General features: G+C 72.3%; 17 protein-coding genes. 7 read left to right on the top strand and 10 right to left on the bottom strand.

Going from position 1 to position 21,916, the window contains the following annotated elements; translation table 11 throughout:
* Positions 1 to 8: 8 nt before the first annotated feature.
* The 4 genes from O0S08_RS00220 to O0S08_RS00205 all read left to right on the top strand — a co-directional run bounded on the left by O0S08_RS00220 (position 9) and on the right by O0S08_RS00205 (position 5,239).
* Positions 9 to 2,714, top strand: coding sequence for a serine/threonine-protein kinase (locus tag O0S08_RS00220; protein WP_269036894.1), 2,706 nt, complete (start codon positions 9 to 11; stop codon positions 2,712 to 2,714).
* Between the two features lie 112 nt (positions 2,715 to 2,826).
* Entirely contained in the window at positions 2,827 to 3,288 is a 462-nt protein-coding gene (locus O0S08_RS00215) for a hypothetical protein (protein ID WP_269036893.1), read from the top strand.
* Positions 3,289 to 3,299: 11 nt separating this feature from the next.
* A complete protein-coding gene (locus O0S08_RS00210) occupies positions 3,300 to 3,728 on the top strand; it encodes a hypothetical protein (protein ID WP_269036892.1) in 429 nt (142 codons plus the stop codon).
* 413 nt (positions 3,729 to 4,141) lie between these two features.
* Positions 4,142 to 5,239 carry a hypothetical protein gene (locus O0S08_RS00205; RefSeq protein WP_269036891.1) on the top strand — a complete coding sequence of 366 codons (1,098 nt, stop codon included), beginning with the start codon at positions 4,142 to 4,144 and terminating at the stop codon, positions 5,237 to 5,239.
* Positions 5,240 to 5,440: 201 nt separating this feature from the next.
* On the opposite strand, the gene O0S08_RS00200 is transcribed toward O0S08_RS00205, so the two are convergent.
* A complete protein-coding gene (locus O0S08_RS00200; RefSeq protein WP_269036890.1) occupies positions 5,441 to 6,922 on the bottom strand; it encodes a hydroxymethylglutaryl-CoA synthase in 1,482 nt (493 codons plus the stop codon).
* A gap of 516 nt (positions 6,923 to 7,438) precedes the next feature.
* Between O0S08_RS00200 and O0S08_RS00195 the strand changes: the two genes are divergently transcribed.
* Positions 7,439 to 9,325: an alpha/beta hydrolase family protein gene (locus O0S08_RS00195; protein WP_269036889.1), complete on the top strand. Its 1,887-nt coding sequence runs from the start codon at positions 7,439 to 7,441 to the stop codon at positions 9,323 to 9,325.
* 69 nt (positions 9,326 to 9,394) lie between these two features.
* Here O0S08_RS00195 and O0S08_RS00190 read toward each other — a convergent pair whose 3' ends face one another.
* Genes O0S08_RS00190 through O0S08_RS00180 form a run of 3 tightly spaced genes read right to left on the bottom strand, consistent with a single transcriptional unit; the run spans position 9,395 to position 12,823 of the window.
* The gene (locus O0S08_RS00190; RefSeq protein WP_269036888.1) at positions 9,395 to 10,750 is read right to left on the bottom strand and encodes an extracellular catalytic domain type 1 short-chain-length polyhydroxyalkanoate depolymerase; all 1,356 of its coding nucleotides are present in this window, start codon (positions 10,748 to 10,750) and stop codon (positions 9,395 to 9,397) included.
* 25 nt (positions 10,751 to 10,775) lie between these two features.
* Positions 10,776 to 11,564: a 3-hydroxybutyrate dehydrogenase gene (locus O0S08_RS00185; RefSeq protein ID WP_269036887.1), complete on the bottom strand. Its 789-nt coding sequence runs from the start codon at positions 11,562 to 11,564 to the stop codon at positions 10,776 to 10,778.
* Positions 11,561 to 12,823: a polyhydroxyalkanoate depolymerase gene (locus O0S08_RS00180; protein WP_269036886.1), complete on the bottom strand. Its 1,263-nt coding sequence runs from the start codon at positions 12,821 to 12,823 to the stop codon at positions 11,561 to 11,563. The genes O0S08_RS00185 and O0S08_RS00180 overlap by 4 nt, the downstream gene beginning before the upstream one ends.
* A 457-nt stretch (positions 12,824 to 13,280) precedes the next feature.
* On the opposite strand from O0S08_RS00180, the gene O0S08_RS00175 reads away from it, so the two are divergent.
* Complete coding sequence (locus tag O0S08_RS00175; protein ID WP_269036885.1) at positions 13,281 to 13,904, top strand: cysteine hydrolase family protein; 624 nt, start codon at positions 13,281 to 13,283, stop codon at positions 13,902 to 13,904.
* Positions 13,905 to 14,139: 235 nt separating this feature from the next.
* Here the strand turns inward: O0S08_RS00175 and O0S08_RS00170 are convergent, their stop codons facing one another.
* The 3 genes from O0S08_RS00170 to O0S08_RS00160 form a co-directional block, all read right to left on the bottom strand.
* Positions 14,140 to 14,724 (bottom strand): NADPH-dependent FMN reductase, encoded by a 585-nt coding sequence (locus O0S08_RS00170; RefSeq protein ID WP_269036884.1) that lies wholly within the window; start codon positions 14,722 to 14,724, stop codon positions 14,140 to 14,142.
* A gap of 211 nt (positions 14,725 to 14,935) precedes the next feature.
* Positions 14,936 to 15,841 carry an SDR family oxidoreductase gene (locus O0S08_RS00165; protein ID WP_269036883.1) on the bottom strand — a complete coding sequence of 302 codons (906 nt, stop codon included), beginning with the start codon at positions 15,839 to 15,841 and terminating at the stop codon, positions 14,936 to 14,938.
* Positions 15,842 to 15,899: 58 nt separating this feature from the next.
* Positions 15,900 to 16,664 carry an SDR family oxidoreductase gene (locus O0S08_RS00160; RefSeq protein ID WP_269036882.1) on the bottom strand — a complete coding sequence of 255 codons (765 nt, stop codon included), beginning with the start codon at positions 16,662 to 16,664 and terminating at the stop codon, positions 15,900 to 15,902.
* Positions 16,665 to 16,736: 72 nt separating this feature from the next.
* Here O0S08_RS00160 and O0S08_RS00155 point away from each other — a divergent pair, with 72 nt between their 5' ends.
* Positions 16,737 to 17,657 (top strand): LysR family transcriptional regulator, encoded by a 921-nt coding sequence (locus tag O0S08_RS00155; RefSeq protein ID WP_269036881.1) that lies wholly within the window; start codon positions 16,737 to 16,739, stop codon positions 17,655 to 17,657.
* Between the two features lie 392 nt (positions 17,658 to 18,049).
* On the opposite strand, the gene O0S08_RS00150 is transcribed toward O0S08_RS00155, so the two are convergent.
* The 3 genes from O0S08_RS00150 to O0S08_RS00140 form a co-directional block, all read right to left on the bottom strand.
* The gene (locus O0S08_RS00150) at positions 18,050 to 19,540 is read right to left on the bottom strand and encodes a L,D-transpeptidase (protein ID WP_269036880.1); all 1,491 of its coding nucleotides are present in this window, start codon (positions 19,538 to 19,540) and stop codon (positions 18,050 to 18,052) included.
* A gap of 298 nt (positions 19,541 to 19,838) precedes the next feature.
* Positions 19,839 to 21,008, bottom strand: a complete 1,170-nt coding sequence (locus O0S08_RS00145; RefSeq protein ID WP_269036879.1) for a DUF2169 domain-containing protein — start codon at positions 21,006 to 21,008, stop codon at positions 19,839 to 19,841.
* Positions 21,005 to 21,913 carry a hypothetical protein gene (locus O0S08_RS00140; RefSeq protein ID WP_269036878.1) on the bottom strand — a complete coding sequence of 303 codons (909 nt, stop codon included), beginning with the start codon at positions 21,911 to 21,913 and terminating at the stop codon, positions 21,005 to 21,007. Before O0S08_RS00140 ends, O0S08_RS00145 begins: the two co-directional genes overlap by 4 nt.
* Positions 21,914 to 21,916: the final 3 nt, after the last annotated feature.

Genomic DNA, 21,916 nt, shown 5'->3' with positions numbered 1-21,916 from the left:
GAGGACAGGTGACGGCGAGCGAGAGCGACGGCGCGGGCGGGCTGGCGGCCGCGCTGGCGGCTCCGCGGCTGGTGCACGACCGCGAGTACGCGCGCGGCAAGGCGGCCGTGGCGGCGGCGCTGTTCGACGAGCCGCAGCCGCGGCCGTCGATCGGTCGCTACGAGCTGCGGCGGCGCCTGGGTGCCGGCGGCATGGGCGAGGTCTATGCCGCGCACGATCCGGCGCTCGGCCGCGAGGTCGCGCTCAAGCTGACGCGCTCCGATCGCGCAGGCCCCGGCGAGGAGGCGCGGCTGCTCCGCGAGGCGCGGCTGCTGGCCCGGCTGTCGCACCCGCACGTGGTCCAGATCCACGAGGTCGGCGCGGTCGACGGGCACGTGTACATCGCCATGGCGCTGATCCGCGGGCGGACGCTGCGGGCGTGGCAGCGCGAGGCGGCGCGGCCGTGGCGGGCGACGGTGCGGCTGTACGTGGCGGCCGCGCGCGGGTTGGCGGCCGCGCACGCGGCCGGGCTGGTCCACTGCGACTTCAAGCCGGACAACGCGCTCGTCGACACCGACGAGCACGTGTACGTGGTCGACTTCGGCCTGGCGCGCGTGGCCGGTCCGGCGCCGGAGGCGGGCACGGACGGGTCGCCGGGGGGCGTGGGCTCGACGCTGGGCGGGACGGTCGGCTACGCGGCGCCGGAGCAGCTGGTCGGACGCGCGCCGGACGCTCGCAGCGACATCTACAGCCTGTGCTGCTCGCTGTTCGAGGCGCTGCACGGCTGGGTGCCGGGCCGCGACCCGGCGCCGCCGGCCCGGCGACGCCCGGAGCACCCGCGCTGGCTCGACCGCGAGCTGGCGCGCGGGATGGCGGCCGCGCCCGAGCGGCGGCACCCGACGCTCGCGGCGCTGTGCGCGGCGCTGGAGCGCGACCCGGGACGGACGCGGCGGCGGATCGGGCTGGCGGGCGGGCTGCTGGCGCTCGGCGGGTCGGCCGGGGCGTGGCTGCCGGACCCGCCGGCGGCGATCGACGCGTGCGCGGCGGTCGACCGCGGGCTCGATGCCGCCTGGAACCCCGCCCAAAGGGCCGCCCTGGCGGCGGCGTTCCGCGGCTCGGGGCTGACGCTGGCGGCCGGCGCCTGGCAGCGCGTCGACGCGAGCCTCGGCGCCTATGTCCAGGCGTGGCAGGCGGCGCGTCGCCAGCTGTGCGAGACCTCGGCGCTGCACTCGCCCGGCCGGCTCGAGGCGCGCCGGATCTGCCTCGAGCGCAGCGCTGCCGCCGTCGCCGCCCTGATCGAGCGGCTGGCGGCCGGCGAGCGCGCGGCGGTCGAGCGCTCGATCGCCGCGGTCGAGGCGCTGCCGCGGCTGGAGGCGTGCGCCGGGACGGGCGCGTCCGCGCTGGTGTCGCGCTCCACGGGCGCGCCGGCGCGCGACGGGGGCGAGGCACTGCGGCGGACCTTGATCACCGCGCGCGCTTACGCAGCCACCGGCGACCTGGCCGAGGCGCGGCGGCTGGCCGAGAGCGCGCTGGCGCGCGCGGACCTGGCGGTCGACCCCGCGGCCCGCGCGGACGCGCTCCTCGCAGTCGGCGAGCTGCGGGCCGAGCGAGGCGAGATCGAGGCGGCCGAGGCGGCGCTGCTCGAGGCGGTCGACACGGCCGAGGCGGCCGGCGAGGACGACCTGGCGGCGAGCACCTGGCTGGCGCTGACGACCCTGGCGGCGCGCCAGCAGATCGCGCCGGAGCGCGCGCAGCTGTGGGCGCGGCGGGCCGCGGCGGCGCTCGACCGGCTCGGCGACCAGGGTCTGCGCCGGGCCGAGCTGGAGTTCGCGCGGGCGATCGCCGCGTACCACGCCGGGCATCACGACGAGACGGCCCGGCTGGAGCGCGAGGTGCTGGCCCGGCTGGAGGCGGTGGACGGGCCGCAGGCCGCGCGGATCCGCGCCCAGCAGGGCCTCGCCAACGCCTACGAGGCGCTGGGACGCGAGGCCGAGGCGCGGGCGACCTTCGAGGCGGCGTTGGCGGCCGCCGACGCGTTCTACGGCGCCCGCCACCCTCAGTACGCCCGGGTCGCGCACGACATGGCGACGCTGCTGATCCAGCAGGGCGAGGGCGCGCGGGCGCGCGGGCTGCTCGAGGCGGCGCTGGCGGTGTGGACCGAGGCGCATGGGGCGGCCGGGCTCGAGGCGGCGCGGGTGCACACGACGCTGGCGCACGAGGCGGTGCAGGCCGGCGAATTCGGGCGCGCGGAGCACCACAGCCGGCGGGCGCTGGCGATCTACGGCCGGGTGCTGCCGCCGGGCCACGAGGACCTGCCGGCGGCGCTGATCAACCTCGGCGTGGTGGAGTTCTGGCGCGGCGATCACGAGGGCGCGCTGGCGGCCTACCGCGAGGCCGCGGCGCTGCAGGACCGCAGCCTGCCGGCCGGCCACGTGCACCGCGCGATCACTGCGAACAACATCGGCGAGAGCCTGCTGGCGCTGGACCGGCCGGCCGAGGCGCTGGCGGAGTTCACCGCGGCCGAGCCGATCGCGCGCGCGGCCCCGACGGTCGACGACGAGCTGCTCGGCCTGATCCTGGCCGGCAAGGGCGCGGCGCTCCTGGCCCTGGGCGAGGCCGATCGGGCCCTGGCAGCGCTGGTCGAGGCGCGCGCGGCCACGGCCCGGGTCGCCGGCAGCGCCGCGGCGGTCGCCGAGCTCGACGCCCGGCTCTCGGCGCTGGGGCGCGCCCGCTGACGCGCTGAAAAAAATTCGTATCGCGGTCTGATCAAAACGGAGGGACCCGCGACTCCCCAGGCGAGGCGGCGCGCGGCGGATGAATCACCGCAGCGCCGAACAGGAGCGCATCATGTCCAACACCGTTCTGACCGCAACGTTCATCAATTACTCGTCGACCCTGTGGCACCGCGACACGATGGGGTGGCAGACCCAGGCAGGCGTGTCCGGCATCAGCCAGCAGCCGCCGACCTCGCTGCAGGCCTACTCGGGCTCGGGGACCCTGAAATACGAGCAGGACCTGGCCGGCGCGATCGCCGACGGCGACGCCGGGATCTGGTGCTGCTGGAACAACGGCAGCCAGCGGTTCGGCGTCAAGCTGTGGGCGGGCCTCCAGGTCATCGGCATGGGCGACCGGCCCGACTGGTACCACATGAACGATTCGTCGCTGAACAACAGCAACATCAACTGGGTGAAGCTCTCCGACCCGTCGGACAACTACACCTGGTCGTCGAGCCTCGGCTTCAAGATCACCGCGGTGCCGACTTCGACCCACTCCACCCTGTCCGTGGCCGTCACCATTCAGGACGCCTGAGGAGGATCACCATGCCTGCTCTGCTGATTCAGATCATCGACAGTCAATGGGTCGCCGAGGTCGCGAACACCGACATTCGCTACAACTTCCTCGGCGCCGACCTCGGGACCCAGACCCAGCACGTGCAGTACCTCGCCGGCAACATGGCCTACAACGGCGAGGACCTGGCCGAGTTCAACCGCCTGCTCCCCAACGCGCTCGACCTCGACGGCGTCGACGCGGAGATCGTGACGGAGCAGCTCTACGCCGGGACCGACATGATCAACTACGCCGGCCGGATGGTCTACGCCTCGGTCGGTGACGAGATGCTGATCGACGAGTTGATCGAGGCCGGCGAGGCGCTGTGCATCGCGCTCGGCATGTTCCCGGCCGCGCTCGCGCGCCCGTCGTCCGCCGCGAGCGCGAAGGGACAGGCGGCGGCCCCCCAGCCGGGGCAGTAGAGCCGCGGGCCGGGGGCCTCGCCGCGGCCCGCGAGGCTCACCGTCCGGTTTCCACGACGATCGCGCCGAGGTCGTACACGCCGCGACCGTCGAGGATCACGCTCGCCGGGCTGACTGCGAGCTCGGCCGATTCGACCTGCAGGCGGGTCCCGACGGGCCCCGGCCGGTGACGCTCGACCCCGCTCGACGACCATGGATGCCGTCCTTGGCGAGCGCCGTCGCTGACCTCGCCGGACCATGATCGCCGCACGAGTGACGCGTCCAGCTCCACGTCTTCGACCAACCGGCCGCGACGATCCGCGCATCCTCGACATGTCCCTTGAGACATCCTCTCCGCTGCGCCAGAGAGAGGATACCTCGCGGACCCCCCTGCGAAGGTTGACGGACCTCGCGGGACGTGCTGAGGTCGCCTCGTGCGGCGGGCGAGGACCGTGGTCATGGCGAGCGTGGCGCTGGCGCTGATCGGCGAGGGCGAGGCGCGGGCGTGCTCGTGTGTGTGGTGGGGCCCCGGCGCGGGCCGGCTGTACCTCGGCGCGAATGGTTCGCTGCCGCCCGACGTGCGCGGGTTCGCCTGGGGGGGCCCGGAGCCGCTGGTCGGCTCCCCGGGCCGCGTCTCGGTGGTGCGGATCGAGGCCAAGCGCAGGGTGCCGGTGAAGCACCGGATCGCCGCCGGGGAGGACCGCATCGAATGGATCGTCCTCGCCAAAAAATTCGCGCCGGGCCAGGTGTACGAGGTGACCGTCCGCGAGGGGGAGTACGCCGCCCAGTCGCGCAGGGAGTGGAGCGCGTTGCAGGACGAAATGCCGCCGGCCGTGGGGACGACGACTGTCACGATCGCCGCGGCGCCGCTGAAGCTGGCGCAGCCGGGCCTGCACGCCGGCGCCCCCGCGCAGCGGCCGCTCACGGTCTCCGCGCCGGCCGTCTGCTCCGAGACCTTCACGGCCGCCGTGGTGCCGCTGCGGGTCGAGCTCCCGCCCGAGGTCGAGCCGATGCGCGATCACCTGGTCTTTGCGACACGTGTCGACGGAAAGCCGTGGACGCCGCGACCCGGCTCGTGCACATGGATCGATCCCGGCCGCACGTGGACCCGCGAGGCAGGCACCGACCTGTTGTTCACGGTGTGCGAGCGCGACCCGCAGTCCGAGTACAGGGCGGCGCTGTCGCTCGACGGTCTGACGCCCGGACTCCATCGCGTCGAGATCGAGGTGGCCACCCCCGACCGCCGCCAGGTCGTCGTCACGCCGGCGATCGACGTCATGCTCGCGTGCGCCCCGCCCCCGCCCCTGGTCGCACGCAGCGCCCCGCCGCCCGCGAACGAACCGCCCGCGAACGAACCGCCCGCGAACGAACCGCCCGCGAACGAACCGCCCGCGAACGAACCGCCCGCGGCCGCCCAGCCCCAGGAGCCGCCACCCGTGGCCAGCCGCGGCTGCAACGTGGGCGAGCCCGGGTTCGCGTGGGTGCTCGGCGCGGTCTGGTGGTGGCGACGACGGCGAACGACACGGCGCTAGGAACATGTCCTTGTCGCCATATCCGCTCGTGTCCCGCGGCCGGCGACCGCGGGTGACATCTCCTTGAGGACATGCTTATCGAGACATATGAAGAACCTTCAGACGCCGCAGGCGAGCTCCGGCATGTCCTTTAGGACATGCTTATTGAGACATCTCCAGAACCTTCAGGCGCCGCAGACGAGCTCCGACATGTCCTGAAAATCAGCCGGCCTCGACCACGCGGTAGTGCGCCACCCCGACGTCCTGCCAGTCGCGCCCGTACGTGCGGCCGCGGCCCGCGATCGCGAACGGACCCGGCGGCGGCAGCTCGCGGGCGGGCGCGCGGCGCTCGTGCAGCGCCTCGTACTCCTCGCGCCCGAGGTCGATCGCGCCGGTGAGCGCTCCGGCGACGTCGCTGCGCCCGGCGGCCTCGCGCCAGCCGGGGGCGACGCGGCCCGACCACACCTCGGCCGCGTCGCCGCTGCCGTAGCCGACCAGCGTCACCGCCGCGCCGTCCCACTCGAGCGCGCGCGCGTGGGCGTCGGCGAAGGCCGCGGCGATCCACGCCGGCAGCGACGCGGTGTAGAGGTTGCCGAGCTGCCGGACCAGCGCGCGGCCGGGCCGGGTCGCCGCCAGCACGCGCGCGAAGGCCTCGTCCTTGCCGAGCTGCCGCGCGACCGCCTGGGTGCGCGCGAGCGGATCGAACTCGGGCCCATGAGCGAGCACGCCGTATCGAGCGCTGCTGTCCCCGCCGAGCTCGGCGACCAGAGCGTCGAAGCCGACGTCGGCCGCGTGGCACGCAGCGCCGAGCGCCTCGCGATCGCCGGCCCGCACGCACGCCCACACCCACGCGGCCCCGAGCGCCGCGACCGGCATGCGATCGTAGGGCCGGTGCAGCAGCAGCGCCGCCGGCTCGCCCAGCAGCGATCGCGGATCGCCGCCGCCGCGCGCGTGCGCCGATTGCAGCGCCCGCACCACCGCCTCGACGTAACACACCGTCGAGTACTTGCCGTTGAACACCGGGAAGTCGCGCTCGCCGCGGCAGCTCTCGGGGTACTCCGCCATGAAGTGGCGCGCGACGGGTTTACGAAAATCCCAGCCGCGCTCGTCGGACGAGCTGCCCGCGGCGCGCAGGTCGAGCGCGAGCAGTCGGGCCCGCGGCTCGACCAGCATCGCCACCGCCCCCGCGCCCTGGGTCGGCTCGCCCGAGCTGCCGCGCTCGTACTGGGCGATGTCGGCGGCGACGACCACCGCGACCCGCTCTGCGCCGTCGGTCTGCACGTAGCGCAGCGCGCTCTTGAGCGCGTACATGCCCCCAAGGCAGGCGTGCTTGACCTCCGGCACCTCGACGTCGCGCGGCAGCGGAGCCCGCCCCGCGCGGCGCAGCGCGTCGTCGACCATGCCGCGCACGATCACCGCGCCGACGGCGTTGTCGAGGCTCGACTCGGTGCCGAGCGCGAGCATGCCGACGCGCGCCGGGTCGACGTCGTGCTGCTGCAACAGCCGCAGCACCGCCGCGGCCGCCATCGTATAGACGTCCTCGTCGGGTTGCGGCACGCGGAACGCGTCGCCGACCACCGCCGCGAGCTTGCCCGGATCGGCGCCCGTCCATTCGGCGAACGCGGCCAGCGGGACGCGCGGCCGTGGTACGTACAACGAGAGCCCCGAGAGGCCGGGATTCGCAGCGGCGAGGACTTCGGACATGGCGCGGACCATACGCGAGTCCGCGGCGACCCGCCGACCCACGCGGTCACGCCTGTGCGCCGCGCCACGTCGCTGCTGCGATTTAATCGCTCATGACATTCCCCGCTCCGGCGTGAAAATCTCCGCGCAGGGTTTTTCACGAGCTCGCTCGCGCGAACGCTCGCCGCGACGCAGCCGCGTCGATCGCGGTGAAACTCGTTTCAACGGGGCACGCGGCGCGGTGCAGTGATTCCCCGAGCTCGCTCGCGCGGTCGTTCACCTCGCACCGCCGCCGAGCCCTCCGCTCGCAAAATCGCCGCCCAGGCCGAATTCGCGCTACCTCTGTCCGAAGGGACATATCTCTCGACCCGCCGCCTCCTTTTTTTAACGAGTCTGCGAGGGCGATCGCGCCGGGGCTGCTTCGAACTCGTCGCATCGCTCGCGCGAGCGATCGCCGCTGCGGTGATTGCCGCAGCGGGCCACGCGCCCCAGGTTTTATGCGCTTTGCTTTCACGGGTCCATGTGGTCTGCTCCGCTATGCACATTCGCAGCGCGCTTCCGACTTCCTTCGCCTTGCTGGTCGCCTGCGGCGACGCGGCGGTCACGACCACCGACACCGACACCTCGACCGGCACCGACACCTCGACCGGCACCGACGCCGACACGACGACGACGACGACGACCGACACCACGGTCACGCCGCCGACCACCGGCGAGCCGACCACCACCGGCGATACCACCACCACCGGCGAGCCCGTCGACACCACGACGACCACCGGTGAGCCGATCGACACCACGACGACGACCACCGGCGAGACCACGACGTCGAGCTCGACCGAGCCCGACACCATGACCAGCGACTCCACCAGCACGACCGGCGACCTGCCGCCGGACCTCGACGCGCTGGTGGTCGGCCTCGACGGCGGCGTGCGCGTCGACTGGCTCGGCGGCGGCGACGGCGGCATCGAGCACAGCACCTACTGGGGGCTCGTCAAGGGCAGCGCCGAGTACAACGCCCTCCCGCCGGCCGAGCAGAAGAAGGTCGACGCGATGAAGGCGAGCGTGCTGCACAGCGCGCAGCGGGTGCCGACCAGCGAGACCCCCGGCGTCGAGGTCACCGGCGCGCTGACGATCGAGGAGCGCACGCAGGAGATCGTGCTGGCGGTGCCGACCGACTACAACGGCCGCCTGGTGGTGCTCGGCACGCCGGGCACGCGCAACGAGTGGTCGAGCCACGGCGTCCTGCTGGCGTGGCTGGTCTCGCGCGGCTACGCCGTGGTGGTCGGCAACAAGGGCATGACCAACGGCGGCCTCGACGGCAACGCGACCATGCTCAACAAGCTGCACCCGTCGCAACACTGGGGCACCATGCTGCTCGACCTCGGGCAGTGGGCCGGCGAGCGCCTGACCGCCGCCTACGGCGAGGCGCCCGCGGCCGTGTACGCGGCCGGCCTGTCGAACGGCGGCTATCAGGTCCGCCGCGCGCTCGAGCTCGACCGCCTGCGCGTGCTCGAGGGCGAGCCCGCGGTGTTCGCCGGCGGCCTCGACTGGGCCGGCGTCTACTGGCCCGACGCGCGCGTGCTCGACCAGGACGCCGACGACGTGGTGACCCCGGCCGAGCTGGCCGCGGGCGACCAACTGATCCGCACCAACGAGGCGGCGGCCATGACGATGCGCTACGCCTACGATCCGCTGACCGAGACGACGCCGGCCAACTACGCCCAGATCCCGCCGTACTCGAACGCGCAGGCCGCGATGCAGGCCGCCGGCTTCGACCCGGCCTCGGCGCCGATCTGGGGCGCCTACAACACCGCCTTCGATTACCTCAAGGGCTTCGGCCTGCCGCAGTACAAGGGCGTCGGTTACTACAACTTCACCGGCTACGTGTTCCGCGCCGAGCTGATGGGCCACGACGCCGCCGAGTCCGCCGCCTACTCCTGCTACACCGGGCCGAACGACGAGCCGCCGGCGATGTACGCCTGGCTCGAGCAGGCGCAGGACGGCGGCTTCACCGAGGAGCACGTGCAGTGGGCGCTGGCCAACGCGACCACCGGCGAGTTCTCCGTCCCGCTGATCAGCGTGCACGGCGACGCCGACGGCCTCAACGCCTTCGGCGCCCACGCGCTCAGCTACCGCGCGGCGGTGTCCGCGTTCGGCACGCCGTCGCAGCACCGCCTCTACGTGGTGTCGCACGGCGGCCACGTCGACGCCCACAGCGACGGCACCGGCCTCGACTTCGACTTCGACGGCACGATCGGCGAGGAGGGCGCGGCCGACCGCTTCGTCATCGTTCAGCCCTACGCCGAGCGCGCGTTCCTCTACCTGGTCGACTGGGTCGAGAACCAGATCCCCGCGCCGCCCGGCAAGACCCTGGCGACCGATCCAGCCGACGACGTCCTCGACGCCGAGTCGCTCGCGTTCTGACGCGAATCGCCGGGCCCTCGCGTCCTTGCGATTCGAGGGCCCGGGAACCTCCACGCGTCGCGGCATTCGTCAGGGGCAGCTCACCGCCCCCGGCACCTTCGCGGGGTCGGCGTACCACTTGCCGTCGGTCCCCTGATACAGCGGGAACGCGGTCGACATGCCGTACTTGGCGAACAGCGAGGTGTAGGTCGCGTCCGCCGTGCCGTAGCCGTGCGGGTAGCTGGCGAAGCGCGACAGGTGCCCGGTGATCGTCGCGGTCACGACCTGCACGTACGGCGTCGACGGCGTGCACGGCTCGACCCCGGTGTCACCGCCGCCGGTGTCGGCGTTGCCGGTGTCGTCGCTCCCGGTCTCGCCATTCCCGGTCTCGCCCCCGGTCTCACCATTCCCGGTCTCGCCGCCGGTCTCGCCATTCCCGGTCTCGCCCCCGGTCTCGCCATTCCCGGTGTCACTATTTCCGCCGCAGTCGGGACACACGCGGCGGTTGTTGGTCGTAAAAAAGTCCGCGAGGTACCACGCGTAGTTGACGTGCTTCGGCGACACGTACGACTTGTCGGCCCCCGAGCCGCTGCCGGTCGGCCACGCGTGGGCCAGCCCGGTCGCGCGGATCTGCGAGACCCGCGGGCCGTCGGCGTCGGCCCACAGCGAGCCGGTGCCGGACGGCTGATAGCCCTCGAGGTCGGCCACGCTGAAGCCGCCCGCCGGCGCCGCCCCGTACAGCTGGGCCATCACCTTCGCGTTGAGGTCGGCGTAGCCCTGGGCGACCACGTAATCATTGGTGCCCGCGAGCACCGACGTCAGCTGGGTCGAGAACGAGCCCGCGTGCGTGCCGGCCAGGTTCGTGCACAGCGAGCTCGCCGCCTGCTGCGACGTCGACACCGAGCCGATCTGCGACGAACTGGTGCCTACGCTCGGCCCCGCGTCGATGCCCACCCCGGCGAACACGTCGGGCGCCACGCAGCCCATCACCATCGCCATGCCGCCGCCCGACGACAGGCCGGCGACGTAGACCTGCGCCGGATCGACGTCCAGCGCCTGGTCGGCCGTGAGGTTCGCGGCCAATTGCAGCAGCGCCCCCGCGTGCCCCTGCGTGCGCGTATGATTGCCGCCGAAATAATCCCAGCAGCCGAGCAGCACCCCGCCGTTCGGCGCGCCGGGGACCGCCACCACCATCCCGTAGGCCTCGGCCGCGGCGGCCCAGTTGCCGAGGTCGCGGAACACGGTCGCCGACTGCGCGCAGCCGTGCAGCGCGATCAGCAGGCTGCGGCCCTCGCCGACCACGCCCGCGGTCGACGGGGTATACACATACGTCGTCATCCCTGCGACGGTGCGCGACGACCACACGCCGTCGGCGGCGGCGGGCGCGGGGCCCAGGAACATGCCGACGGCGGCGGCGGTGATGAAGAGCGGGGCGAATCGATGCATGGCCGGGTCCTCTCCTGCGGTGGTGCTATTGTGCGGTCCAGGCGCCGTCCATCGTCCAGGCGACGCCGCGGACCTGCGCGGCCGCGTCGCTGCTGAGGAAACAGACGAGCTCGGCGAGCTGTTCGGGGGTGACGAATTGACCGGAGGGCTGCTTCTCGGCCAGGAGCGCGTCGCGGGCGTCGTCGAGGGCGAGGCCGCCGGAGAGCGCCCGCGCCTCGACCTGCGCCTGCACCAGCGGCGTGAGCACCCAGCCGGGGCACACCGCGTTGCAGGTGATGTTGGTGCGCGCAGTCTCGAGCGCCACCACCTTGGTCAGCCCGACCAGGCCGTGCTTGGCCGCCACGTAGGCCGCCTTGTACGCCGACGCGACCAGCCCGTGCACCGAGGCGACGTTGACGATCCGCCCCCAGCCCTTGCCCCGCATCCGCGGCAGCGCCAGCCGCGTGGTGTGAAACGCCGAGCTGAGGTTGATCGCCAGCACCGCGTCCCACCGCTCCGGCAGGAACTCCTCGACCGGCGCCACGTGCTGGATGCCCGCGTTGTTGACGAGGATGTCGACCCCGTCGAACACGTCGTCGGCGTAGCGCATCATCGCCTCGATGTCGGCCGGCTTCGACATGTCCGCGCCGTGGTGGACCACGCGGGCGCCGGTGTCCGCCGCCGCGTCGCGGACCAGCACCAGGGCGGCGTCGACGTCGCCGAAGCCGTTGAGCAGCACGTTGGCGCCGCGCGCCGCCAGGGCGCCGGCGATGCCGAGACCGATCCCGCTCGTCGAGCCGGTGACGAGCGCCGTCTTGCCCGAGAATTGAGTCATGGCAGCTGTCCTCTCGTGATTGCGGGGTCGTGCGCGCGGACGAAGTCGCGGACCGTCGGGTAGACCGATCGGCGCCAGCGCTCGCCGGAGAAGATCCCGTAGTGACCCACGCCCTCGGCGGTGAACCGCTGCTTGTCGCGGAGGCCGGTGCACAGGTCGAGCGCCGCGTGGGTCTGGCCGGCGCCGGTGATGTCGTCCTCGGCGCCCTCGACGGTCAGCAGCGCGGTGGTTCGAATGTCGCCCGGGCGCACCAGCTCGCCGGCGACGGTCCACCGGCCGCGCGCGAGCGCGTGCTCCTGGAACACCAGCCGCACGGTCTCGAGGTAGTAGAGCGCGTCCATGTCGAGGACCGCGTTGTATTCGTCGTAGAAGCGCTCGTGCGCGGCCGCCTTGTCGTCGCGCCCGCGCACGCGGTCGAGCCAGTAGTCGCGGTAGGCCGTGAAGTGGCGCCGCGGGTTCATCGACACGAACGCGGCCAGCTGCAAAAACCCGGGGTAGACCCGCCGGCCCTCGCCGGGGAAGCCCGCGGGCACGCGATGGACCAGGTTCTTCTCGAACCACACCAGCGGCCGCTCGGTCGCCAATCGATTGACCTGCGTGGGGCTCCTGCGCCCGTCGATCGGCCCGCCCATCAACACCAGCGAAGCCGGCGTCTCCTGCCCGGCCGAGGCCATTCGCGCCACCGCGGCCAGGGCCGGGACCGCCGGCTGACAGACCGCGATCATGTGCGTGCGCGCCGGCCCGAGCGCCCGCAAGAACCGCTCGAGGTGCAGGACGTAATCGTCGAGCCCGAAGAAGCCGTCGGCCAGCGGCACCTCGCGGGCGTCGGACCAATCGGTGACGTAGACGTCGTGCTCGGCCGCCAGCGAGCGCACCGTGTCGCGCAGCAGGGTGGCGAAGTGGCCGGACAGCGGGGCGCACAGGAGCACCCGCGGGTCGCGGGCCAGGGCCGAGGAGACCGCCGCGTCGTCGCTGCGCCGCGCGAACCGGACCAGGCGGCACCACGGCGTGACCATCACGACCTCTTCACGGATGGCCACCGTCTGCCCGTGGGCGACGACCGAGTCGATGCCGAACACCGGCCGCGGGTGGTCCTTCGTGATGCGCCGCAGCAACTCCCAGCCGGCCGCGGCGGGCCGCCCGAGGCCCCCCGGCGCCATCCGCAACAAGTCCGCGTTCATCCGGGAGAGTCCGGCGATCGGTCGCAGCCAGCGGCGTTGCAGGTCGTGGAGCTCGTAGAGCATGCAGGACCGCAGCATGCCGCGATCTTTGCTGCACCGCAACATGGATCGCCGAGAATGGGCGATCTCACGAGCCAGGGCCGGGGGCGGCATGCTGCACCGCAAAAACCCCGACCCTCCGCGAGTGCAGGCGACCTCGCGCGAACCCGCGCGATCGGCGAAGACGGACTGCATCCATTCGCGCTCGCGGATCTTTTTTAAAAAATCTCAATAGATGGACAGCGATCTGCGACGCTTCGCTACTGCCCTGCTGGTGATGCGAAGCGCGGCCTGTACCGCGGGCCGCTCGTCGGGGGTACGAGCAGGCGGGACCCCCGACCTTGGTCGGGTTCTCTTCGCCGCGGGAGTCCGCCATACCCGAACACGACCACGCTCGGCCCCTCCTGGCCACTCGCGGGCGCGCGGTGGTAATCATCCGATGCACGCGTCGCCTCGCGGCGGCCCGCTCGCTCGCCGCCCCTCGAAAGACAATCGCATGACTGAATCGTACCCCGCCGCAAGAACCGCGCTCCTGTTCGTCGATCCGTACAACGACTTCCTGTCGGAGGGCGGGAAGGTCTGGCCGCGCCTCAAGGGGGTGGCCGAGAAGGTCGGCCTGCTCGACAACCTCCGGGCAGTCGTCGCGACGGCCCGCGCCGCGGGGATCCGCGTCTTCATCGTCCCGCACCGCCGCTGGGAGCCGGGCGACCTCGAGAGCTGGCAGCACCCGAACCCCTATCAGAAGAACGCCGCCCGCACGCAGGTGTTCGCCAGGGGCAGCTGGGGCGGCGAGTGGCACCCGGACTTCGGTCCGCAGCCGGGCGACATCGTCGTCAAGGAGCACTGGGCCTCGAGCGGCTTCGCCAACACCGACCTCGACATGCTGCTGAAGCAGCACGACATCGCCAGGGTGATCGTGATCGGCCTCATCGCCAACACCTGCATCGAGTGCACGAGCCGGTTCGCGGTCGAGCTCGGCTATCACGTGACCCTGGTCAAGGACGCGACCGCGGCGTTCTCCGAGGAGGCGATGCGGGCGGCGCACGAGATCAACGGCCCGACCTTCGCCCACGCGATCGTCACGACGCAGGAGCTGGTCGACGCCCTGTCCGCGCGCTGAGGCGTCAGGCGAACAGGGCGAGGAGGTCGTCCCCACAGCGCGGCGAGGAAGCCCTGCTCGGCGCGCTGCTCGCTCGAGCGGCCGCAGGCGTCGCCGAGACACTCGGGGTCGTCGACGGCAGCGGCGACGTCGCCGCTGACGGACAGGAGCAGGGCAGCGAGGACGAGCCGGGCGGTGAGTTTAATAAATAAGGGCAGCTCGGCGTCCTCGCGGCGGACGTGTCACCGGCTGGCGGTCAGACGGCGGCCGCCCGCGCCGTCTTGAGGGCGCTCGCCCACCACAGCAGATCGCCCAGCATCTTGTGCGCGTCGCCGTCGCTGGCCGTGAGCGCGCCCGGGACGTCGCCGCCGGTGAAGTGCGCCATCAGGGTCTCGCGCGGCAGGTGCACCGAGTTGCGGATCGGCGCCATCTGCAGCTCGATCGCCACCTCGCGCAGCTGCTGGACGCTGCGCACCCCGCCGGCGCCGCCGTAGCCGACAAAGCCGACCGGCTTGCGATTCCACTCCGCGTAGACCCAGTCGAGCGCATTCTTGAGCACGGCCGGCGGCCCGTAGTTGTACTCGGCGGCGACGATCACGAACGCGTCCGACGCCCCGATCGCGGCCGTCCAGCGCTGCACCGCCTCGTGCGGGTAGGCCGGACGACCGGGCATCGCCGGCAGCGCCGCCTGGTCGAAGAAAGGCATCGGAAAGTCGCGCAGGTCGAGGAGCTTCGCGCTCACGCTCGGACGCTGCGCCAGGTGGTCATGAATCCATCGCCCCGGCTTGTCGCCGAACCGACCCTCGCGCGTGCTGCTGATGATGATCGAAACCGTGGTCATGTCTGTGGATCCTGGTTCGCCTCGAGCGATGCAGCCGGACCGCGACGCGCACACCATCCGCGGCATGACGTCCGATCGGGCCGCTCTCGGCGTTCATCTATAGTTTTATCGAAAACCGCGCACAAGGAGGCACATCCGTGTTACCTGCGCACACCGGTGATAGTCGCGTCGCGCGGCGAATCGTGGCGCGCCGATCATCCAATGTGACGTCTCAACCGCGGCGGGTGAGCGTCGGCGTGAGCAGGTCGCCGATGCCGATCCGGCGCGCGAAGTCGACGCGAACGCGCTCGGCGACGTCGCTGACCTCGGCGAAGCCGTCGCCGACGAAGTCGATGACCGTGCGGAACGGGCGCTGGCCGGCGGGCAAGGCGACGACGCGCGCGACCTCGTCGGCGACCGCCTGCGGGTCGGCTGCAGGGGGCGTGAGCGCCGACAGCCGCTCGCCGATGGCGTCGAGGATCCCGTGATAGCGAGCGTCGTAGGCGGCGACGGTGGCGGCGTCGCTCGGCCTGCCGGCGTTGGGGAAGTGCGAGGTGCCGTGGGTGAAGGCGCCCGGCACGACGATGGTGGTCTCGAGGCCGAAGCGCGCCGTCTCGAACGCGTAATCGACTGCGAGCGAGTCGAGCGCCGCCTTGGCTGCGGCGTAGGGGCTCATGAACGGCGGGCGACCGCCGCGCGTGGTGGTGCTGCCGATCCACAGCAACAGGCCGAACTGCTGCGCGCGCATGTGGGGCAACGCCGCGCGGTTGACCCGCTGCGCGCCGAGGACGTTGACGTCGTAGGCGCGCATCATCTCGTCCGGCGAGAACGCCTCGGCCGGACCGACGAGCAGGTGGCCGGCGTTGTGGACGAGGACGTCGAGGCGGCCGTGCGCGGCGTAGATGGCGGCGATCGCCCGCTCGGCGGACTCCTGCGATTGCACGTCGAGCTCGAGCGGGCGCAGGTCGACCTCATGGGCAGTGACAAATTCGCGGAGCTCGCGGACGGCCGGGGCGTTGCGACCCTCGAGGTCGCGCATGCTGGCGTACACGGTGTGGCCGGCGAGCGCGAGGGTCCGCGCGCTGAGCTTGCCGATGCCGCTGGAAGCGCCGGTGAGGAGGACGATGGCGGGATTCATGGCAGTACCTCGATTCGTGGTGCTGTGATTGAGCGGCGTGATTATTCTTCAAGATCGTTCAGACGATGCCGCCGTTGACGCGGAGGGTCTGGCCGTTGACCCACCCGCCCTGCGGGCCGGCGAGGAAGCCGACGACGTCGGCGATGTCTTCGGGGCGGCCGAGGCGCTCGAGCGGCGCCATCCTGGCGAGCTGCGCGACCTGTTCGGGGGTCTTGCCGTCGAGGAACAGGTCGGTGGCGGTCGGCCCGGGGGCGACCGCGTTGACCGTGATCTCGCGGCCGCGCAGCTCCTTGGCGAAGATGTTCGACATCGTCTCGACGGCCGCCTTGGTGGCGGCGTAGACGGCGTAGCCGGGCAGCGCGAGGCCGACGACGCTGGTCGAGAAGTTGACGATCCGCCCGCCGCGCCGCAGCCGCAGGGCCGCGACGCGCATGGTGTTGAAGGTGCCCTTGAAGTTGGTGGCGATCAGGCGATCGAACAGCGCGTCGTCGGTGTCGGCGATCGGCACGAGGCCAGGCTGGAGGACGCCCGCGGTGTTGACGAGGACGTCGACGCCGCCGAAGGCCGCCTCGGCGCGGTCGAACAGGGCGGCGACTGCGGCAGGGTCGGCGACATCGGCCTGCACCGCGATGGCGCGGCCGCCGGCCGACTCGATGTCGCGGACGACCTGCTCGGCGGCGGCGACCCGCCCGGCATAGTTGACGACGACGGCGAACCCATCGACGGCGAGCCGCCGGGCGACGGCAGCGCCGATCCCGCGGGAGGAGCCGGTGACGAGGGCGACCCTGGAAGTGGTGGTGGTGGTGGTGTCGACGTTGTTCATGACGAGGAAGATGCCGCCGAGGGCCGTCCCCGGGTAGCCAGAGGCCGCGGCTATCGCTTATTCAGAGACTGAATGACGCCCTTCGACGACCTGACGCTGCTCCGCGACTTCGTGCAGATCGTCGAGAGCGGCAGCATCTCCGCCGCGGCGCGCACGCTGAAGGTGCCGCAGCCGTCGCTCAGCCGTCACCTGCGCGCGCTCGAGGACAGCTGCGGCGCGGCGCTGCTGCGCCGCGACACCCACGGGATGTGCCTGACCGAGGCGGGTCACCGCCTGCTCGCCGACGCCCGGGTGATCCTGGCGCTGGCCGACGAGGCCGCCCAGCGATTGCACGCCGAGCAGGCCGCGCTGCACGGACACCTGCGATTGTTCGCCACCATCGATTTCGGTCAATTCACGGTGTCGCGGCTGATCAGCCGGTTCGTGCAGGCGCACCCCGGCGTCACCGCGGAGCTCGGCTACACCAACCGCCCGGCGACGATGATCCAGGAGGGTTACGACGCGGGGGTGGTGGTCGGCGAGCTCACCGACGACAGCGTGATCGCGCGGCCGGCAGGCAAGGTGGTGCGCTACGTGGTCGCCTCGCCGCAGCTGCTCCAGCGCCAAGCGAAGGCACAGACCCCGGAGGACCTGCGCGGCTGGCCGTGGCTGGCGCTGGCGGGCGCGCAGTTCGGCGGCTCGACCTCGGTGACGTTGACCGCGCCGAAGCTGGCGGCGCAGACGATCGCAATCTCACCGGTGCTGGTGTCGGAGGGCGTGACGAGCCTGCGCGAGGCGGCGCGGGCCGGGCTCGGCGTGGTGGTGCTGCCGGACTGGCTCGCCCGCGAGGACCTGGTCGCGGGCCGCCTGGTGCGCGTGCTGCCGCAGTGGAACGCGCCCGAGCTGCCGGTCCACGTGATCTATCCCGGCCAGCGCCACCTGCCGGCGCGAGTGCGGGCCTTCGTCGACTTCGCGGTGACGTACATGACGACCGAGATGCACGCGAACGCGTGAGACAGGCGGCGCAGGAGACAGCGACGCGCATCCGCGGAGGTGTGCCGATCTCATGCTCGCATGTTCTTAAATACATGTCCGATGTCGGTCCCGCGCGGGCTCGAGCACGCCGCGGCGACAGCGGCGATCGTCGCGGCCACGCTCGCTCATCCACCGCAGAATGTCCTCGAGGACATGCCCGACGTCACGCCTGCGAAGGCTCGAGCACGCCGCGGGGGCAGCGGCGATCGTCGCGGCCACGCTCGCTCATCCACCGCAGAATGTCCTCGAGGACATGTCCGATGTCACTCCTGCGCGAGCTCGATCACGCCGAGAGGCAGGGGTCGCGATTCCCCGACGTCTCGCGCTAGAACACATGTCCCCAAGGACATGTTTATGTGTTTTTTAGAAGATCACTCCTGGCCTTCCTGGCCCTCCTCGATCACGCCGAGGGGCAGGCGGCGGTCGGTGACCGCGTCGGTGCCTCGGCGGACGCGCACGAGCGTGCCGGGGTCGCCGGTGTGCTCGAGCAGAGAGTTCCAGCCGCGGGGCACCTTCGGGGTCGTGAGCGCGTAGACGCGGGCGGCGTCCTTCGGCGACAGGTTGATGCAGCCGTGGCTGCGGCGCTTGCCGAAGTCGTCGTGCCAGTAGGAGGCGTGCAAGGCGTAGCGGCGGTGGAAGTACTGCACCCACGGGACGCCGTCGACGTAGTACGGGTCCTCCGCGTTGGGGCCGCTGCGCATCGGCGAGATGGCGAGTTTTTCGTAGATCCGGAACAGCCCCAGCGGGGTGCCGGTGCCGCCCGCGCCGCTGGAGATCAGGGTGACGAACTCCGGCGACTGCCCGCGCATGACCGCGAGCGTCTGCTGGCCGAGCTCGACATCGATCCACAGTTGGTCCGGCTTCGCCTCGGTCAGCTCGGGGCCGGGGATCCAGTAGTTCATGTCGGCCGCGACGACGTAGGCCTTCGTGCCCGCGCCGGCGCCGTCGGGCACCGCGTACCACGACTCCTCGCCGACCACGATCGGCTCGGGGTCGATGTTCAGCGGGGCGTGGTAGTCGACGACCGCGACCTGGCGCGCCGCCGCCTCCGGCCGCTCGCGCAGCACCGCGGGGCGGCCCACGGCCCACGCCGGTCGCAGCCCGGAGGCGATCGGCTCGCGGGCCAGCTCGCGGCCGGTGAACACGCTCGGCGCGGCGATCTTCATGTCGCGGGCCGGCGTCGCGCGCTCGTCGGCGTCGATCAGCATCAGGCCCGCGCGGCGGGTCTTGGTGCGGACGAAGGTGTACTGCCGGTCGGGCCCCAGCCAGTCGAGCGGCGGGTCGCCGCGGACCAGCGCGTAGCGGTCCTGATAGCGCGGCACCTTGGCGATCGCCCCGGTCTTGCGATCGAGGATCTTCGGCCTGGCGTAGATGAACGGCAGCATCTGCCCGTCCGCGAGCTCCGGCTGGATCTGCGGCGGCCCGTCGCTGGCGGCCGCGAACTCGAGGCACACGAAGCCGCCCTGCTCGACCCGGGCCCAGCCCTCCCCCTCGCAGTCGGGTCCGGGCTCGACGCTGAAGATCGCGAACGGTCGCTTCGCCTCGGTTCGCCCGCGGCGCTCGCGGCGTTTCGGCCCGGCGTACACGATCGCGCCCGACCTCACGACCCGGTGGCCGAGCGGCGTCGAGATCTGCGCCGCCTCCTCGGCCCGCGTCGGCGCCGCCTCCTCGGCCTCACCGCTCGCCACAGGCTCCACCGCGGCCGACGCCGGCGAGCTCTCGTCGCTCACCGTCGGCGCGCTCTCCGGGGCCTCCGACAGCTCGCCCTGCGGCGACGAACAGGCGACCAGCGCCACGCCGACGCACAGCGCGCGAAAACCAAAGCGACGGGGCGCCGGAACATCTCGCGGCGAGCGCGGCATGAGGACGATTGTCCGCTGGTCCCCGCGTCGCCGGCAAAAAATGAGCGCGACCGGGGCAAGACCCGCCGCAGCGGCGAACGAGGAGGTGCCGACGTCCGCCACGAGGCCCGCAGGTCCTGGCGCCACACGCGCCGACAGGCTCGCGGGCGCTCGCGGGCGTCGCGGACTTTCGGGACATGTTCATTCCGACATGTCCGTCGTCGCACGGCGCCTCGACCGCGGGCTCGGCGAGTGACATTGGCCATCGCATGGATTCACGCCACGGGGCTCCGAGGCGCGGTCGCTCGAGCGCTCGCGCTCAGTCACGCCAGGCCACGCGCATCGGCATTTTTGCAAATTCGTGCGGGGCGTGGCGCCGTCGCGTCGGGCCGCAGCCGCGCCACACCACGGTCATGCGCCGGTGGTCGGGCTCGATCAGGAGGGTGTGGAGGACTGGTTCGACCGCTTGCACTGCGCCGCCCTTGCGGGCGTCGATCGCCAGCTCGGGCGCGGCCGGGACGCGCAGCTCGAAGCGAGGGCGGCGCGGGTGGATGTGCTGGAGGACGATCGCCTCGCCGCCGCGCAGGTAGGGGAGTTGCAAGCCGAGCGACGCGCCGCTGCCGACCTCGAGGGCGTGATGCGGCGGCTTGGTGCCGTCGCCGGCGGCGAGCGAGGCCGGCACGAGGCCGCGCGCGACCTCGGCGGGCGGGCGATCGAAGTCGCCGGCGACGGGCACGACGCCGAGCATGGCGATCCGCGGGTACCAGGCGTAGTCGATCCAGTCCGTCCCGCGCGGCAGGGGCATGTGGTGCCAGCGCCGGAAGTCCTCGACTGCGAGGCGATCGGTGCGGAGGAGATCTTCGGGGTCCTCGATCTGCGGCAGCTCGAGCGACTCGACGGCCTCGCGCGTGGCCTCGATCAAATAGCCGCGGCCGTGAGGGTTGCGCGGGTAGAGATAGGGCGAGGCGGCGTCGAGCTGGGCGTCGGTCATGCCGCGGAAGCGCAGGTCCTCGCGCGCAGGGTTGCCGTGGCGGGCCTCGTGGACGCGGTCGCGGCCGCCGTAGGCGTGGGTGTAACGCAGCGGCACGCGCTCGACCGCGGTCGCGGTCGAGAAGCGCAGCCCGCCGACCGGCGCGAGCGCGCAGCGACGCTCGCCGACCACGCGCAGGCGGACGCCGCGGCCGGCCACCGCGACCTCGGCGTCGACGCGCGAGGCCTGGCCGTCGCCGTAGACGTGGCCCTGAACGACGACGTCGGTGCGAAGCTTGTACATGTACGTGTCGATGTCGGCGACCAGCAGCTCGGGGAGCTCGCGGTCCCACACCGGCGCGAGGACGAAGCCGGGCTGCTCGGCGGCGGGGCCGTGGCGGCCGGCGTCGTCGAACTCGTAGGTGCGCTTGGCCAGGATCGCCAGCGCCCAGCCGCCGTCGGGCAGGCGGACGGACAGCTGAGCCGCGGTGTCGGAGGGGGCCGTCTGGACCCGAGTCATGACTGCGGCTCCTCGCGCGGGGCGCCGAACTCCTCGATGCCGGTGAGCTCGAGCATCTCCATGCCGAGCATGTGGACGAGCGACATCGGCGCCGCCATGCCGAGGTCGAAGAAGATGTCCTTGACCATGGCAAGGAGGATCTCCTTCTTCTTCGGCGGTCCCGCCGGCGGCGCGGGTCGACGATGACCGCCGGCGGTCGGAGTCGTCTTGCCGGGCGCGCCCGAGGGGCGGGCCTTCTGCCAGGCCTGCGCGGTCGCGGTCGTCTTCGCGGCGGTCTTGCCGGCCGTCTTGCCGGCCGTCTTTGCGGCGCTCTTACCGGCTGTCCTCGAGGCCATCTTGGCCGTGATCCGCGACGCGATCGGGTTCATGACGTTGCGGGTGACGAAGCCGCTGGCCCAGTTCGAGGCGTTCTGCCCGGCGAACTCGAGCGCGGCGTCGAAGATCATGCAGGCGAAGCCGAACATGATGTCGAACGGCGACATCCAGGTGAAGTGCGTGGTGACGCAGAGGACCAGCCCGGTCGGCAGCGACACCGGCTCCTGACAGTTGGCGTTGAGGCCGACTGCGACCAGCAGGGCTGCCGCGCAGGGCTGGCCCTCGTGGGTGTAGGCGCTGGCGCCGAAGTAGGAGACGGAGGAGCTGAACAGGACGTCGAGCGGAGTGAGGATGCTGGGCGGGCCGATGTGCGGGATGCCGGGGCCGATGTCGCTGCCGCGCTGGACAGTCAGGCCGTAGAACGTCTGGCTGGTCGGCGCGAGCATCGGCGTCAGCGGCTGGAGGCCGTTGAGGACCATGACCGTGACGTAGGGGACCGGGTTGGGCAGCGGCAGCGGGGCCCCCGGCGGCCAGCAGATGTGAGGATCGACGCCGATCATCAGGTCCCAGTTCTTCATCACTGCGAACACTGC

The organism is Nannocystis punicea (assembly GCF_026965555.1).
In the GTDB taxonomy this organism is placed as follows: domain Bacteria; phylum Myxococcota_A; class Polyangia; order Nannocystales; family Nannocystaceae; genus Nannocystis; species Nannocystis punicea.
Note: the sequence above shows the minus strand (reverse complement) of the source record. Positions and strands in the feature narration are given on the sequence as shown.